General features: G+C 35.1%; 16 protein-coding genes. 14 read left to right on the forward strand and 2 right to left on the reverse strand.

What is annotated here, in order from left to right:
• The first annotated feature begins 84 nt into the window (after positions 1 to 84).
• The 11 genes from DRF57_RS12755 to DRF57_RS12805 all read left to right on the forward strand — a co-directional run bounded on the left by DRF57_RS12755 (position 85) and on the right by DRF57_RS12805 (position 9,616).
• A complete protein-coding gene (locus DRF57_RS12755) occupies positions 85 to 438 on the forward strand; it encodes a four helix bundle protein (protein WP_047495793.1) in 354 nt (117 codons plus the stop codon).
• 197 nt (positions 439 to 635) lie between these two features.
• Positions 636 to 2,351 (forward strand): phospho-sugar mutase, encoded by a 1,716-nt coding sequence (locus DRF57_RS12760; protein WP_047495791.1) that lies wholly within the window; start codon positions 636 to 638, stop codon positions 2,349 to 2,351.
• A gap of 285 nt (positions 2,352 to 2,636) precedes the next feature.
• Positions 2,637 to 3,263 (forward strand): hypothetical protein, encoded by a 627-nt coding sequence (locus DRF57_RS12765; protein ID WP_123863319.1) that lies wholly within the window; start codon positions 2,637 to 2,639, stop codon positions 3,261 to 3,263.
• A 28-nt stretch (positions 3,264 to 3,291) separates the two neighbouring features.
• Entirely contained in the window at positions 3,292 to 4,545 is a 1,254-nt protein-coding gene (locus DRF57_RS12770; RefSeq protein WP_047495781.1) for a pyridoxal phosphate-dependent aminotransferase, read from the forward strand.
• A 74-nt stretch (positions 4,546 to 4,619) separates the two neighbouring features.
• Positions 4,620 to 4,871, forward strand: a complete 252-nt coding sequence (locus DRF57_RS12775) for a four helix bundle protein (RefSeq protein ID WP_307724829.1) — start codon at positions 4,620 to 4,622, stop codon at positions 4,869 to 4,871.
• 165 nt (positions 4,872 to 5,036) lie between these two features.
• On the forward strand, positions 5,037 to 5,627 hold the full coding sequence (locus tag DRF57_RS12780; protein WP_115918838.1) for a hypothetical protein: 591 nt from the start codon (positions 5,037 to 5,039) through the stop codon (positions 5,625 to 5,627).
• Positions 5,628 to 5,757: 130 nt separating this feature from the next.
• Positions 5,758 to 6,738 (forward strand): phosphatase PAP2 family protein, encoded by a 981-nt coding sequence (locus DRF57_RS12785; RefSeq protein WP_115918840.1) that lies wholly within the window; start codon positions 5,758 to 5,760, stop codon positions 6,736 to 6,738.
• 138 nt (positions 6,739 to 6,876) lie between these two features.
• The gene (kdsB, locus tag DRF57_RS12790) at positions 6,877 to 7,599 is read left to right on the forward strand and encodes a 3-deoxy-manno-octulosonate cytidylyltransferase (RefSeq protein ID WP_047495777.1); all 723 of its coding nucleotides are present in this window, start codon (positions 6,877 to 6,879) and stop codon (positions 7,597 to 7,599) included.
• A gap of 147 nt (positions 7,600 to 7,746) precedes the next feature.
• Entirely contained in the window at positions 7,747 to 8,409 is a 663-nt protein-coding gene (locus tag DRF57_RS12795) for a histidine kinase (RefSeq protein WP_047495774.1), read from the forward strand.
• A gap of 36 nt (positions 8,410 to 8,445) precedes the next feature.
• Positions 8,446 to 9,021: a glutathione peroxidase gene (locus DRF57_RS12800; RefSeq protein WP_084083954.1), complete on the forward strand. Its 576-nt coding sequence runs from the start codon at positions 8,446 to 8,448 to the stop codon at positions 9,019 to 9,021.
• A gap of 79 nt (positions 9,022 to 9,100) precedes the next feature.
• Entirely contained in the window at positions 9,101 to 9,616 is a 516-nt protein-coding gene (locus tag DRF57_RS12805; protein ID WP_307724827.1) for a VOC family protein, read from the forward strand.
• A gap of 27 nt (positions 9,617 to 9,643) precedes the next feature.
• Here DRF57_RS12805 and DRF57_RS12810 read toward each other — a convergent pair whose 3' ends face one another.
• Complete coding sequence (locus DRF57_RS12810) at positions 9,644 to 10,300, reverse strand: NAD(P)H-binding protein (RefSeq protein WP_047495768.1); 657 nt, start codon at positions 10,298 to 10,300, stop codon at positions 9,644 to 9,646.
• Positions 10,301 to 10,440: 140 nt separating this feature from the next.
• Here DRF57_RS12810 and DRF57_RS12815 point away from each other — a divergent pair, with 140 nt between their 5' ends.
• Positions 10,441 to 10,797: an MmcQ/YjbR family DNA-binding protein gene (locus DRF57_RS12815; RefSeq protein ID WP_047495765.1), complete on the forward strand. Its 357-nt coding sequence runs from the start codon at positions 10,441 to 10,443 to the stop codon at positions 10,795 to 10,797.
• Positions 10,798 to 10,896: 99 nt separating this feature from the next.
• The gene (locus DRF57_RS12820; RefSeq protein ID WP_228450380.1) at positions 10,897 to 11,400 is read left to right on the forward strand and encodes a hypothetical protein; all 504 of its coding nucleotides are present in this window, start codon (positions 10,897 to 10,899) and stop codon (positions 11,398 to 11,400) included.
• A gap of 46 nt (positions 11,401 to 11,446) precedes the next feature.
• Here DRF57_RS12820 and DRF57_RS12825 read toward each other — a convergent pair whose 3' ends face one another.
• Positions 11,447 to 12,367: a bifunctional riboflavin kinase/FAD synthetase gene (locus tag DRF57_RS12825; protein ID WP_047495759.1), complete on the reverse strand. Its 921-nt coding sequence runs from the start codon at positions 12,365 to 12,367 to the stop codon at positions 11,447 to 11,449.
• A gap of 205 nt (positions 12,368 to 12,572) precedes the next feature.
• Between DRF57_RS12825 and atpD the strand changes: the two genes are divergently transcribed.
• Positions 12,573 to 14,081 (forward strand): F0F1 ATP synthase subunit beta, encoded by a 1,509-nt coding sequence (gene atpD / locus DRF57_RS12830; protein WP_047495756.1) that lies wholly within the window; start codon positions 12,573 to 12,575, stop codon positions 14,079 to 14,081.
• Positions 14,082 to 14,148 lie beyond the last annotated feature (67 nt).

The raw sequence follows: 14,148 nt of genomic DNA on the forward strand, positions 1-14,148 counted from the left end.
AAATAAAAACAAAGCCGGAATTTTGAAGCCAGGCATAATATAACTTCCTGCCTCCAGCTTCCCTCTTCCAGCTTTAAATGGAATATGAGTTTTAAATTTGAAAAGTTAATAATTTGGCAGAAATCTATGGATTTTGGAGAGTTTATTTTTAAAATTTCTCAAAAATTTCCAAAGGATGAAATGTTTAATTTAACTTCACAAATAAGACGAGCTTCCGATTCGATTGCACTGAATATTTCAGAGGGAAGTATTTTGCAATCAAAATTAGAGTTTAAAAAATTTTTAGGATACTCGATTCGATCTTTAGCAGAAACAGTAACTTGTTTATATAAAGCAAAAAATAGAGAATATATTACAGAGGAAGAATTTAATAAATTATATCAGGAGAGCTATAATTTGATGAACCAGATAATTGCTTTTAGGAATCAGATAAAATAATAGAATAGAGCTGGAAGCTGGAAGAAGGGAGTCGTGCTAGTTTTTCATACTTTTGCTATCCAGATTAGAAGCTTGCTTCCCAAGTTTAAAAATAAAAATTTAAAAAATAAAAACAAAGCCGGAATTTTGAAGCCAGGCACAATATAACTTCCTGCCTCCAGCTTCCCTCTTCTAGCTTAAAAAAATTAGACATAAATATGACAACATTAGAAAAAGCGCAACTTTGGTTAAATGATACATTCGATAAAGAAACAAGAGATGCAGTACAATCACTGATTGATAGCAATTCGCCTGATCTTGAAGACTCTTTTTACAGAGAGCTGGAATTTGGAACAGGAGGGATGCGTGGCATTATGGGCGTAGGAACCAACCGCTTAAATAAATATACACTGGGACAGGCTACTCAAGGGCTTGCCAACTATATGCTGAAGCAGTTCAAAGGAGAGGAAATTAAAGTGGCAATTGCTTATGATGTTCGTCACAATTCAAAAGAATTCGGAAAATTGGTTGCTGATGTTTTGACTGCCAATGGAATTAAAGTCCTGCTTTTCAAAGATCACAGACCTACTCCGGAATTATCTTTCACTGTTCGTGATAAAAACTGTAATGGGGGAATTGTGCTGACAGCATCTCATAACCCACCAGAATATAATGGGTATAAAGTATACTGGAATGACGGAGCGCAGATTGTTCCGCCACATGATGAAGCTATTATCAATGAAGTATATTCTGTGAAGTTTGACGAAATTAAATTCAATGGAAATGATGATCTGATCGAGTGGATCGGTGAGGAGCAGGATGATGTTTATATCGATGCATGTATTGAAAACTCTACGTATCAGAACGTAGGAAAAGAAAATTTAAATATTGTTTTCACTTCTATCCACGGAACAACATATACCACCGTTCCAAAAGCTTTGGAAAAAGCAGGATTTAAAAAAATAGATCTTGTTAAAGAGCAGATGATTCCAAGCCCTAATTTCCCAACCGTAGATTCTCCAAACCCTGAAGAACCGGCTGCTTTGGAAATGGCAATGGATCTGGCGAGAATTACCAATGCTGATATTGTGATCGGAACAGACCCGGATGGTGACAGACTTGGAATTGCCGTGAGAAACCTTGACGGTGAAATGCAGCTGCTGAATGGAAACCAAACCAATACAATCCTTACTTACTATATCTTAAATGAATGGAGAAAACAGGGAAGAATTACCGGGAAAGAATTCATCGGGTCTACCATTGTAACTTCGGATATCTTCTTTGATATCGCTCAGAAATTCGGTGTAGAATGCAAAGTAGGTCTTACAGGATTCAAATGGATCGGAAAAATGATCCGTGAAGCAGAAGGAACACAGAAATTTGTGTGTGGTGGTGAAGAAAGTTTCGGATTCATGACAGGAGATTTCGTACGTGATAAAGATTCTTGTGGAAGTATCCTTGTAGCCTGTGAAATTGCTGCATGGTGCAAAGCGAATGGAAAAACAATGTATCAATACATGATTGAGATTTATCAGGATCTTGGAATGTACTATGAAGGGTTGGTAAACATCGTAAGAAAAGGAAAAGAAGGAGCTGAAGAGATTCAGAATATGATGAAAAACTTCCGTGAAAATCCTCCAAAAGAATTGGCAGGTTCATTAGTGGAAGAAGTTAAAGACTTTAAAGAGCAGACCAGTTTTAACGTTTCAAAGAATGAGAAAACGGTGATGAATGATATTCCAAAGTCTAACGTATTGATCTATTACACCCAGGATGGAACAAAAGTATGCGTAAGACCTTCAGGTACAGAACCGAAGATCAAGTTTTATGTTTCAGTAAAAGATTCTGTTACTTCAGAAGCAGATTTCAGAGACAAATTAACATCATTAGAAGCTAAAATTGGAGCCGTTAAAACAGATTTAAAACTGGATTAATATCCCATTGACAGCAATGATAAGAAAAATTATAGCAGTTTGCTTGGTGTCGGCAGCTGTAGTTTCCTGTAAGAAAGAGACTGCAGTTTCTGACATAAAGCCGGTAAACGATTCGATTGCAAAAACGAAGCCCCCGAAGATCAGTATAAACCGATTGATACAGCATGTTCTTCAGAAAATAAGACTGAGGATTATATTACAGCTTTACAATGGTATCGTACTAAAGTAGACAAAGAGATTGCAGGAAACAGTCCGGAGCAGAACAATAAAGTGTATGAAGATTATGTGAAAATCAGAGACAAATACACGGATTGTTTTAATGATTCTCAAACTGAGATACTCGATAAGTATGTTGATTATCATACAGGACCGGATACCTATAATCTGCCGGATAATATAAAGAAAATGGCTGCCGAACTGAATAAAGCAGGTCTTGAGTTCCGTGAAATGGGAGAAGGGTTTACCGAAATTCATTCATTGCCAGGATATTATGAGTCTGTTTTTAAGAATAAAGTAACCCCTGATTATAGTGCTTATATTTCGCAGATGGCGAAAGATAACAAGGAAAATTACGCTATAAACGGAGGTCTGATGATAACCTGGGAAGAATTGGGAGACCGGTTGATCGTTTGGGAAAATTTAATGAATAAATATCCTAAAAGTCAATTAATTAAATCAATAACAGATAATTATTATAGTTATTTATCAGATTATCTTCTGGGAATGGATAGTGATTTGATTTATGACAGTGAAGAAGGAAAAATTTTTGATGACAAAATGGAAGAATACAACAGAATTATCAAAAAATATCCTAACTCCAGGACCGCAAAAAAAACTAAAGAACTAATAGCCGCTTATGATGCTCATACCCCTGAGGATCAGATAGGTGAGAAGCTCAATTTAAGAAGATAATATTAGTAAATTTTAAATAAGAATAAAAGTGAAAGTTTCAAAATTAGCAGCGAACCTGATCGGTTCTGAAATTGTAAAAATTGGTAACGAAGTAAATGATCTAAAAGCAAAAGGAGCAGAAATTGCCAATCTTACTATTGGTGACCTGAATTCTAATATCTATCCTATTCCAGCATTGCTGAAGGAAGAAATTCAGAAAGCCTATCAGAATAATCTGACGAATTATCCACCTGCAAACGGACTTTTATCTTTAAGAAAAGAAGTTTCCAAAGATTTGAAAACCAGATGGAATCTGGATTATGCGCCCAACGATATTTTGATCACCGCAGGCTCAAGACCTTTGATCTATGCCGTTTACAAAACCATTGTGGACGAAGGTGATAAAATCGTTTATCCAACTCCTTCATGGAACAACAACCATTATGCGTATCTTACTTCTGCCAATGCTGTGGAGGTAAAAACAAAACCTGAAACCAACTTCCTTCCTACTGCAGAGGATTTAAAACCTCATTTGGATGGGGCCGTTTTACTGGCACTTTGCTCGCCATTGAATCCTACCGGAACAATGTTTACAAGAGAGCAGCTTTCAGAGATCTGTGAATTGGTGATTGCTGAAAACAAGAAGAGAGGAGCAGATGAAAAACCGTTATACCTGATGTATGACCAAATCTATTCTAACCTTACTTTTGGAGCTGAGCATGTAGATCCGGTTTCTCTTTTCCCGGAATTGAAAGAATATACAATCTATATCGATGGTATCTCTAAATGCCTTGCTGCAACAGGAGTACGTGTGGGATGGGGATTCGGACCAGCTCATATTATTGATAAAATGAAAGCACTTCTTACACACGTGGGAGCCTGGGCACCAAAACCAGAACAGGAAGCGACTGCTAAATTCTATGAAAACCCGGAAAATGTAAATGTTTTCGTGGAAGATTTCAAAGGAAAGCTTGAAAACAGTTTAAAAGTTCTTCATGGGGGAATCCAGGATTTAAAAGGAAAAGGACTGGCTGTAGACAGTATTGAGCCGATGGGAGCACTTTATCTTACCATTAAATTAGATTATATCGGAAAAACAAAACCGGATGGAGAAGTTATTGAAAACTCTTCTGATCTTGTATTCTACCTAATCAATGATGCCGGGGTTGCTTTGGTGCCATTCTCAGCATTTGGAGAAGAAAAATCTGAACCTTGGTTCCGTGCTTCTGTAGGAGGGCTTGCCATTGATGAAATTAAAGTGATGCTTCCAAAACTGGAAAATGCATTGAATGCTTTAAAATAAGTTATAAGTTATAAGTTATAAGTGAAAGTATTGTTGGGGAAAAGAGTTTTGAGCTGGCAGTAAATATTATTACAATTTATAAAAAGTTTGTTGCTGATAAAAAAGAATTTGTTCTTTCCAAACAAATATTGCACTCAGAAACTTTTGTTGGAGCAAATATTAGAGAAGCTTTGAATCGTCAGAGTAAAAGGGATTTTATTCATAAACTCTCAATTTCTCAAAAGGAATGTGATAAAACAATATATTGGCTGGAGCTCTTATTTACTACAGAGTATATTTCTGAAGAAGAATTTGAAGATTTAACAACCAGGCTTCAGAAATTTTAAAAATAATACGAAGTATTATATTGACAACAAAAAGTAAAAATTCATAACTCATAACCCAAAAAATAATTCCTTCGACTCTGTCAGTGTAGCATAGTTAAAATTAGTATTAAGTATTAGCAATGTCACACTGCGCAGAGTTGAAGTTTTTTTACCAACACAGTTACTATGAAACTTCCCAGAAAAACTTTTCTTGAAAGCAAGATCTTGTTTTATTCAACACTGACTATTATCAGTCTGGTAATTGCATGTGTTTGGTTTTCGGGAAAAAGTTCTCACCGTTCTTTGTTTCAAAACTCTATACTCTCAACTTCAATTTTGGCAGGATCATTTTTCCTGTTTATCAGCTTAGGGCTGTATTATGGGTTGAAATTAAAAGACAATGTTGGAAGTATCTTAAACAAAGAAAGATTAAAACGATTTTCTGATAAGACTCCGACATTTGACGGTTTTGAATTTGATCCGCCTTCTGTAGGTGATGGAATAGGAGGAGCTATACTTTCTATTGTCTTATGGATTGTATTTTCCATTGTCCTTGTGTTTCTTTCCTATTTTGTTGGACTCTTCTTTTGGTCTGCATTGCTTTTTTTTACGGCCATGTTATATTGGATTTTCTTTCGTGCTTTACGTCAGGTATTTAAGAACTCAGGGAAATGTAAAGGGGATATATTAAAAAGTTTTGGATTCGGTTTTTTCTACTCTTTTCTGTACGTCTCATGGATGTATGGAATTATTTATTTGATTAAATACATGAATTAATATCGATTATTTATTTTATAGAAAAAAATTAAATAAATATTAAAAATTAAGTAAACATTTTGCTTAAAACGGACTTGGGATTACCTTTGGGGGGCTTTATAAGAATAAAATAGGCTTGAAAATAACAAGGATGAAAAAACTGAGATTTCTGTTGCTACCGGCGTCAATATGGGTGTGCTCACAAGAGGTTGATACTTTAAAAATTCAGGAATTACCTGAAGAACGGGCAAAAGTTCAAACGTATACTTTAAAAGACGGTTCTGTCAGAACCTATCCAAAACCTAAACTGCTGGATTTTGTAACCAAATTACCCCGAAACTTTATCAATACCAATAAAGACTTTGTCGCAAAAGATCATGTCTATTACTTAGGGGGTGCACTTGCAGCAACCCTGATTCTGATACCTGTGGATCAGAAATTAACGGATAATTCGAGAGAAATTGCCGAGAAATGGGGGATGAGCGAAGATAATACCTACAGCAAAGTAGGGGGTGTTTTCAAAATTCCTAAAGATATTGGATCTACCTTATACCTGATAGGAAATGGGTCTACGGTAGTATTGGCAGGGATTGGTTTTGGAGTCTATGGTGTAATCAAAAATGATTACCGGGCCCAGGCTACGGCAAGCGGGTTAATGGAAAGTTTAATCCTCTCAGGAGTCTTTACCCAAACAATCAAAAGAGTTACCGGAAGAGAGAGCCCATTTATAGCGGAAGCCAATGGCAATAAAGGAGGTGCCTGGAATCCATTTCCAAGCTTCTCAGCATTTGGAAAATATACCTCAAACTATGATGCTATGCCATCCGGGCATTTAACGACATTTATGGCCGGGTTAACGGTTATTGCAGACAATTATCCCGATGCAAAATGGATAAAGCCTGTAGGATATACATTAGCAGGAGCGTTATGTTTTCAAATGATGCAGAGTAAGGTTCACTGGGCCTCAGATTATCCTTTAGCCTTATTGATGGGCTATTTCATCGGAAAAACAATTTCAAGAAGCAGATTTACGGTTTCGGATCCTCATGCTAAAAATACAAGATATAAACTCGATTTTCTTGCATCCCGCCAATGGGAATATAATATGGTAGGAGTGAAAGTTTCTTTTTGATTTAATAAAGCTGAGTTATTGCATAAAAACAGTGCCATAAGAAAGTTTTTTATTACTTTTGATCAGAATATAAACTATTATTCTTCCTCCTTGAGAAGGGAGATGTTAACTTCTTAATAATACTTAATTGTTTACTTAATGAAAATAATCGCTGTCATTCCTGCCCGATATGAAGCAAGCCGCTTTCCGGGAAAATTAATGCAGAATTTAGGAGAAAAAACCGTTATTACCACAACTTATCAGAATGTTGTGGAGACAGGTCTGTTTGATGAGGTATTTGTAGCAACAGATTCTCAAATTATCCTTGATGAAATTGTAAAAAATGGAGGAAAAGCTGTAATGACAGGACAGCATGAGACGGGAAGCGACCGTATTGCAGAAGCAGTACAGGCTATTGATTGCGATATTGTAATCAATGTCCAGGGTGATGAACCTTTCCTAAAACTGGAACCTTTACAGCAATTGATCGAGGTCTTTAAAAATGATGATCAGCATGAAATCTCATTAGCATCTTTAAAAATAAAATTACGGGAAAAAGAGGAAATTGAAAATCCCAATAATGTAAAGGTAATTACAGATAATAAAGGTTTTGCTTTGTATTTCAGCCGATCTGTAATTCCTTTTCACAGAGAAATTTCTTATCACATAGATTATTTTAAACATATCGGAGTATATGCATTCCGGAAAGAAGCGCTGCTGCAGTTTTCAAAACTGGAGATGAAACCTCTTGAAATATCAGAAAAAATTGAATGTATCCGTTATCTTGAATACGGAATGAAGATTAAAATGATAGAAACCAACTTCATTGGAGTAGGCATTGATACTCCTGAAGATTTGGAAAAAGCGAGAAAATTAATTTAAAATTTGAGAATCGAGTCATTTGAAAAATGAATAAAGAAAACCAGCGGATTAGTGAATTTCCAATGAGTTGATTCACTTTCTCTGCTTTATTGGGCTTCTTGCTTTTTCGGTCAAATCCCCTTATATTTGAATTTATAAATAAAATTAATGAAGAAATTACTTTTTGTATTTGCCCTGATATTCTCGCATTTTACTTTTGCGCAGACCGCAAAAGAAATTATAGATAAAAACATTGAATTGTCCGGAGGATTAACCAATTGGAAACTTTTAAACTCAGTGTTGCTTCAGGGAAAAGTAGTTTTGGGAATTAAAGATGAATATGCTATAAAGATTTATCAACAGCGCCCAAATCTCACCAAAACAGTGATTACCATCAACGGAAAAGATACGGCAATAGAAGGGTTTGATGGGAATAAAGGGTATGCAATGAACTATGCGACCAACAAACTTCAGGAATATCCTGAATATGTTTCTGAAAGTTTTGATAATGATTTCATTGATTGGGAAAGCAAAGGTTTTGATGCTAAATACCTGGGAAAAGAAAAAGTAGGAGAGATCTACTGTCATAAAGTTGAGCTTACAAAGAATGTCAATAAGAATATGTATTATTTTGATGCAAAAACTTATATGCTTCTAAAAGAAGTTAAGAAAGATGAAACGATGGTATATTCAGATTATAAAAAAGTAGGAAATCTTACAATGCCATTCAGAATAGAATCTTCAAGTTCTAAAAAAGATGGCGATTATGTGATGTTGCTCAATAAAATTGATATCAACAAAGTTTTTCCTGCTAATATTTTTAAGTTTTAAATTAACGCAGTTTAGCTGCAAAAAAATCTATAAAAAATGAAAAATATTTTTTTACTAATGCTTTCTTTTATAGCATTTCTGCAAAGCTGCACGAATCAAAAAAGCGAACTTTCTCAAGCTAAAACCAAAGAACTTATGGGAAAAACAATATATGACTTCAAAGTAGAAAGTCTGGATGGCAAAGAAATTAATTTTGCAGATTTCAAAGGGAAGAAAATCCTTATTGTCAATACAGCTTCAGAATGTGGTTTTACCCCACAGTATGCGGATCTGGAAAAAGTATATGAGCAGTACAAAGATAAATTGGTAATCGTAGGTTTTCCTGCCAATAATTTTGGAGGTCAGGAACCGGGAACCAATACGGAAATCGGTGCTTTCTGCCAGAAAAATTATGGAGTAACTTTTCCATTGGCAGCAAAAGTTTCTGTAAAAGGAGATGATACAGCGCCTATCTTTAAATATTTGACAGAAAAAGAATTAAATGGAGTGAAAAATACAAGTATTCTCTGGAACTTCACAAAATTCTTAATTGATGAAAATGGAAAGTTGGTAGATACTTTTGTAAGTACTACAAAACCTACAGATGATGCTATTACAAAGTATCTGAAATAAAGATAAAAAAGTATATTTTTACAAAGTGGATGTTGAGTTAACATCCACTTTTTTTATTTTAAAATAAATTTATACCTCCATGAAAAAAATAATCTTTACCATTTCTATCCTGGCTTCCTTTATGTTAGGATTTGCATTTAAAGCAGGTACAGAAAATACATCTGATCATATGAAAAGAGTGACCGGTATCGGCGGAATCTTTTTTAAATCCAAAGATCCTAAAAAAATGAGAGACTGGTACAAAGAGCATTTGGGTTTTGAAACCAATGAATATGGAACTGTTTTTGAGTGGTATCAGGGAGCTGATAACTCTAAAAAAGGATTTAGTCAATGGAGTCCTTTCAATGAAAAAACTAAATATTTTCAACCTTCGGAAAAAGACTTTATGATTAATTACAGGGTAGAAAATCTTGAAAAACTCGTGGAAGAACTTCAAAAAGAAAATGTAACAATCGTTGATAAAATGGAGACCTATGAATACGGTAAGTTTGTTCATATCATGGATCCTGAAGGAAATAAAATAGAGCTTTGGGAACCTAACGACATTGAATATGAAAAATTGGGGCAAAAGATGAAGAGTAAAACGACAAAATAATGCGTAAGGCTCCTCAATTAATAATCGCTATTCATTAGTTTTCTCTGCGAAACAAAAAATATTACCCAGTTTTATACTGGAGTACCCATTACTTTTAATCTTTGAAGAATTAATCATTGCCTTTGCCAGAATATCCGTAGGCAAGGGCTTTTGGCTTTCCAATAATCCAAGTTTATTAGCGAACTTTATAATTCTGCTGCCCAAGACTTCTCCTGCTCTTCCAGAGTTTTTTCTTTCAAGCATTCCGGGTTTAAAAATGGTGATTTTATTGAAATGTAATTGCCTTACAGCTTCTTCGAGCTCTCCTTTCATTTTGGAATAGAAGATTTTAGACTTAGGACTAGCTCCATAAGCAGAAACCAAAATATAATCCTCTACATTATTTTCTTTGGCTGCCTTGGCAAATTCATACTGATAATCAAAATCTACCTTTTTCTGGGCTTCCTTGCTTCCTGCATCCTTTAAAGTAGTTCCCAGACAGGAAAATGCAACATCTCCTTTCACCATTTCTTTCCATTCCTCAGGTTTTTCAAAATTGACAACATGAACTTTAAGCCTTTCATTTTCAATATCAACAGGTTTTCTTACAAAAATATCCACTTCCTCAAAATCCTTGTCATTGAGTAACTGATTGACTAAATCTTTTCCTGTAGCGCCTGTAGCACCGATTACTAGAGCTTTCATAACAATCTATTTTGAGGTGATGGTATTTTCCTTTCTTAAATTTACTAAATTTGATTTAAAGTTTATACATTTTTTATGTTATTAAATAACATCTCAGAACATCATCATTTTTATTATATTGCTACCTATAAACGAAAAACATGGATGCCAACGAAATTTTAGACTATTGTCTTGCCAAAAAAGCAGTTACGGAAAGTTTTCCCTTTGATAACGAAACTCTTGTGATGAAAGTGGACACTAAAATGTTTCTGCTTATGGGACTTGAAAGACAGCCATTAGCCATTAATGTGAAAACAGATCCTGAGTGGAGTGCAGAGCTTCGTGAGCAATATCCTCAGATTACAGGAGCTTATCATATGAATAAAACCCATTGGAATTCCGTTTCACTAGATGGCTTAAAAAGAGAACTCATCTTAAAGTTAATAGATCATTCCTATGAATTGGTATTTAAATCTTTAACCAAGAAGGCTCAGAATGCAATTAATGAGTCTTTATAAGACGGAGAATAAGGTGTCCAATATTCTTTTTAAGGCATGCATTTTGTTGTCTGCTTCCCAGTAAATACTTGAAAATCATATTCACAAAATAAAATTTAAATGAAAAAAAATCTTACATTACTAATGGCTGCAGGAGTATTATCCGTTACACTATTCAGTTGTAATAAGAGTGATAAGAAACCTCTTTCTGAGAATACTGAGGCAAAATCTGAAAAATCAAATCCGTCTGAGAATCAGGAAAACTTAAAATTAGAATTTACGGGTACAGATCATTTTACCATCAAAAACCCAAAATTGAAGGTGAGTTTATATGCCCATGATCCGCTTCTAGCTGATGCTCCCGCTACATTAATTACAGAAAAGGAGTATGAGCAAACATCGGTTCCTTTTACTATTGACCTGCCTATACCTAAAGATGCTGCAAGCCGTATTGACCCCAAAGCTGCAGAAGGTATGAAATATTATGTCTCAATAGAATGGGATTCTGACGGAAACGGTAAAGCGGGTGAAAAAAGAGATATCTATATAGACCATGATAAAGAATTCCCCAATGTGAAATTGAACGGTGAACCACAAAAGGTCTATTTAAAAATACTAAAATAAAATCTATTAAACTGTTTCATGCACATTGTATGAAACAGTTTTTATTTTAAAAATTAAATTCTTCGGTTAATCTTTTATCCTCATCCAGTCTTTCAATCAGTTTTTCCAGCCCTTCAAATTTTATTTCATCATGAAGGAAGTCTCTGAACCTGACTGTAATTTTCTCATCATAAATATCTCCGTCAAAATCAAGGATATACACTTCAACAGTTAACTTTTCTCCGTTTACCGTTGGGTTGGTTCCAACGCTCAACATCCCTTTATATTGATTTCCTTTTACTTCAACTTCAACAATATAAGCTCCTTTTTTAGGTAATAGCTTGATTGATTCTGTGTCGATATTGGCTGTGGGATAACCAATGGTTCTTCCGATCTTTTTTCCGTGAACTACAGTTCCGGAAACAGAGTAGGAGTACCCCAGCATTTCATTGGCTTCTTTAATATGTCCTGTTAAAAGAGCATTACGTACTTTCGTTGAACTGATATTATTTTCGTGAATATTGATTGCTTCCATTTGTTCAACCTCAAAATCCAGTTCTTTGGATAATTTTTGAAGCAATTCAAAATTTCCGCTTTTATTTTTTCCGAAAGAATGGTCATAACCTATAATCAGGTACTTAACATTGAGTTTGTCAATTAAAATCTGACGCACAAATTCTTCGCCGGTTAAATTTCTGAACTCTTCATCAAATTCTTTCAGGAATAAATGAGCAATACCATATTTTTCAATAAGCTGCTTCTTTTCTTCTAATGTATTCAGAAGCTTTAGATCTTCATTAGGATTAAAAATAAACCTGGGATGTGGCCAAAAAGTAAGAATTGCTGTTTCCAGATTGTTTTCTGTACCTATTGTTATCAATTCATCAATGATGCTTTTATGCCCAAGATGTACCCCGTCAAACATACCTAAAGACAATGCTAAAGGCTTTTGAGAAGAATAATCTGTAAAATTTTTGAAAACTTTCAAAACGGAAAAATTTTGACTGCAAATATAGAAATAATGTGCCAATCTATCAATATAACAGTGTATCAATAATTTCAATGATAAATATTGTTACATTACTAAAATGTTATATTGCTACATGACTGAAAAAAGCATGATAAAAATCTTTTTTTTACCAATTGTAGGTTTATGAAGAATCACTATATTTGCACCAAGAAAAAATTTAGCAATGGCAAACCAAATTAAAGGTAAAATTTCTCAAATTATTGGTCCGGTAATCGACGTTGTCTTCACAGATGTGGAATCTGTTCCTAGCATCTATGACGCGTTAGAAATTACAAAAGAAAACGGTGAAAAAGTAGTTTTAGAGGTAGAACAACATATTGGCGAAGATACAGTAAGATGTATCGCAATGGACGCTACTGATGGTCTTAAGAGAGGTCAAGAAGTAATTGGATACGGAAATCCTATTACTATGCCAATCGGAGAGGCTGTAAACGGAAGACTATTCAACGTTGTTGGTGATGCTATCGACGGACTTCAGAATATTTCTAAAGAGGGAGGACTTCCAATTCACAGAGAAGCTCCAAAATTTGATCAACTTTCAACTTCTGCAGAAGTTTTATTTACAGGTATTAAAGTAATCGACTTAGTTGAGCCTTACGCAAAAGGAGGTAAAATTGGTTTGTTCGGTGGTGCCGGTGTAGGTAAAACAGTATTGATCCAGGAGTTGATTAACAATATTGCAAAAGGACACGGAGGTCTTTCAGTTTTTGCCGGAGTAGGTGAAAGAACGAGAGAAGGAAATGACCTTTTAAGAGAGATGTTGGAATCAGGAATTATCAAGTATGGTGATGATTTCATGCACTCTATGGAAAACGGAGGTTGGGATCTTTCTAAAGTAGACTTAGAAGCTATGAAAGATTCTAAAGCAGCATTCGTTTTCGGACAAATGAACGAGCCGCCAGGTGCAAGAGCTAGAGTAGCACTTTCTGGTCTTACATTGGCTGAGTATTATAGAGATGGTGGTGAAAGCGGACAAGGTAGAGATGTACTTTTCTTCGTAGACAACATCTTCCGTTTTACACAGGCTGGTTCTGAGGTATCTGCACTTCTTGGTCGTATGCCATCAGCGGTAGGTTACCAACCAACTCTTGCTTCTGAGATGGGAGCGATGCAGGAAAGAATTACTTCAACTAAAAATGGTTCAATTACTTCAGTACAGGCGGTATACGTACCTGCGGATGACTTAACTGACCCGGCTCCTGCAACAACGTTTGCTCACTTAGATGCAACAACGGTACTTGACAGAAAGATTGCTTCATTAGGTATTTACCCAGCGGTAGATCCTCTAGCTTCTACTTCAAGAATCCTTGCTCCGGAAGTTATCGGTCACGAACATTATGACTGTGCTCAAAGAGTAAAAGAAATTCTTCAAAGATATAAAGCGCTTCAAGATATCATTGCAATCCTTGGTATGGAAGAACTTTCTGAAGAAGATAAATCTGTAGTATACCGTGCAAGAAAAGTTCAGAGATTCTTATCTCAGCCTTTCCACGTAGCAGAACAGTTTACAGGTATTCCTGGATCATTGGTAGATATCAAAGATACTATCAAAGGTTTCAACATGATTATGGATGGTGAATTAGATCACTTACCAGAAGCTGCTTTCAACTTGAAAGGAACAATCGAAGAAGCTATCGAAGCAGGACAAAAAATGTTAGCTGAAAACGCTTAATAAATTAGACATAAAGATATCAGATACTAGACATGAGACTTTAAGGTTGTCTGAAATCTGAAATCTG

Origin of the sequence: Chryseobacterium rhizosphaerae (assembly GCF_003385455.1) — a bacterium.
Classification (GTDB): Bacteria; Bacteroidota; Bacteroidia; order Flavobacteriales; family Weeksellaceae; genus Chryseobacterium; species Chryseobacterium rhizosphaerae.

What these genes read in the sequence shown, in the direction of transcription:
- DRF57_RS12755 (WP_047495793.1), top strand. Translation starts at nt 85, where the DNA reads ATGAGTTTTAAATTTGAAAAGTTAATAATTTGGCAGAAATCTATGGAT.
- DRF57_RS12760 (WP_047495791.1), top strand. Translation starts at nt 636, where the DNA reads ATGACAACATTAGAAAAAGCGCAACTTTGGTTAAATGATACATTCGAT.
- DRF57_RS12780 (WP_115918838.1), top strand. Translation starts at nt 5,037, where the DNA reads ATGAAACTTCCCAGAAAAACTTTTCTTGAAAGCAAGATCTTGTTTTAT.
- DRF57_RS12785 (WP_115918840.1), top strand. Translation starts at nt 5,758, where the DNA reads ATGAAAAAACTGAGATTTCTGTTGCTACCGGCGTCAATATGGGTGTGC.
- kdsB (WP_047495777.1), top strand. Translation starts at nt 6,877, where the DNA reads ATGAAAATAATCGCTGTCATTCCTGCCCGATATGAAGCAAGCCGCTTT.
- DRF57_RS12795 (WP_047495774.1), top strand. Translation starts at nt 7,747, where the DNA reads ATGAAGAAATTACTTTTTGTATTTGCCCTGATATTCTCGCATTTTACT.
- DRF57_RS12800 (WP_084083954.1), top strand. Translation starts at nt 8,446, where the DNA reads ATGAAAAATATTTTTTTACTAATGCTTTCTTTTATAGCATTTCTGCAA.
- DRF57_RS12805 (WP_307724827.1), top strand. Translation starts at nt 9,101, where the DNA reads ATGAAAAAAATAATCTTTACCATTTCTATCCTGGCTTCCTTTATGTTA.
- DRF57_RS12810 (WP_047495768.1), bottom strand. Translation starts at nt 10,300, where the DNA reads ATGAAAGCTCTAGTAATCGGTGCTACAGGCGCTACAGGAAAAGATTTA.
- DRF57_RS12815 (WP_047495765.1), top strand. Translation starts at nt 10,441, where the DNA reads ATGGATGCCAACGAAATTTTAGACTATTGTCTTGCCAAAAAAGCAGTT.
- DRF57_RS12820 (WP_228450380.1), top strand. Translation starts at nt 10,897, where the DNA reads ATGAAAAAAAATCTTACATTACTAATGGCTGCAGGAGTATTATCCGTT.
- atpD (WP_047495756.1), top strand. Translation starts at nt 12,573, where the DNA reads ATGGCAAACCAAATTAAAGGTAAAATTTCTCAAATTATTGGTCCGGTA.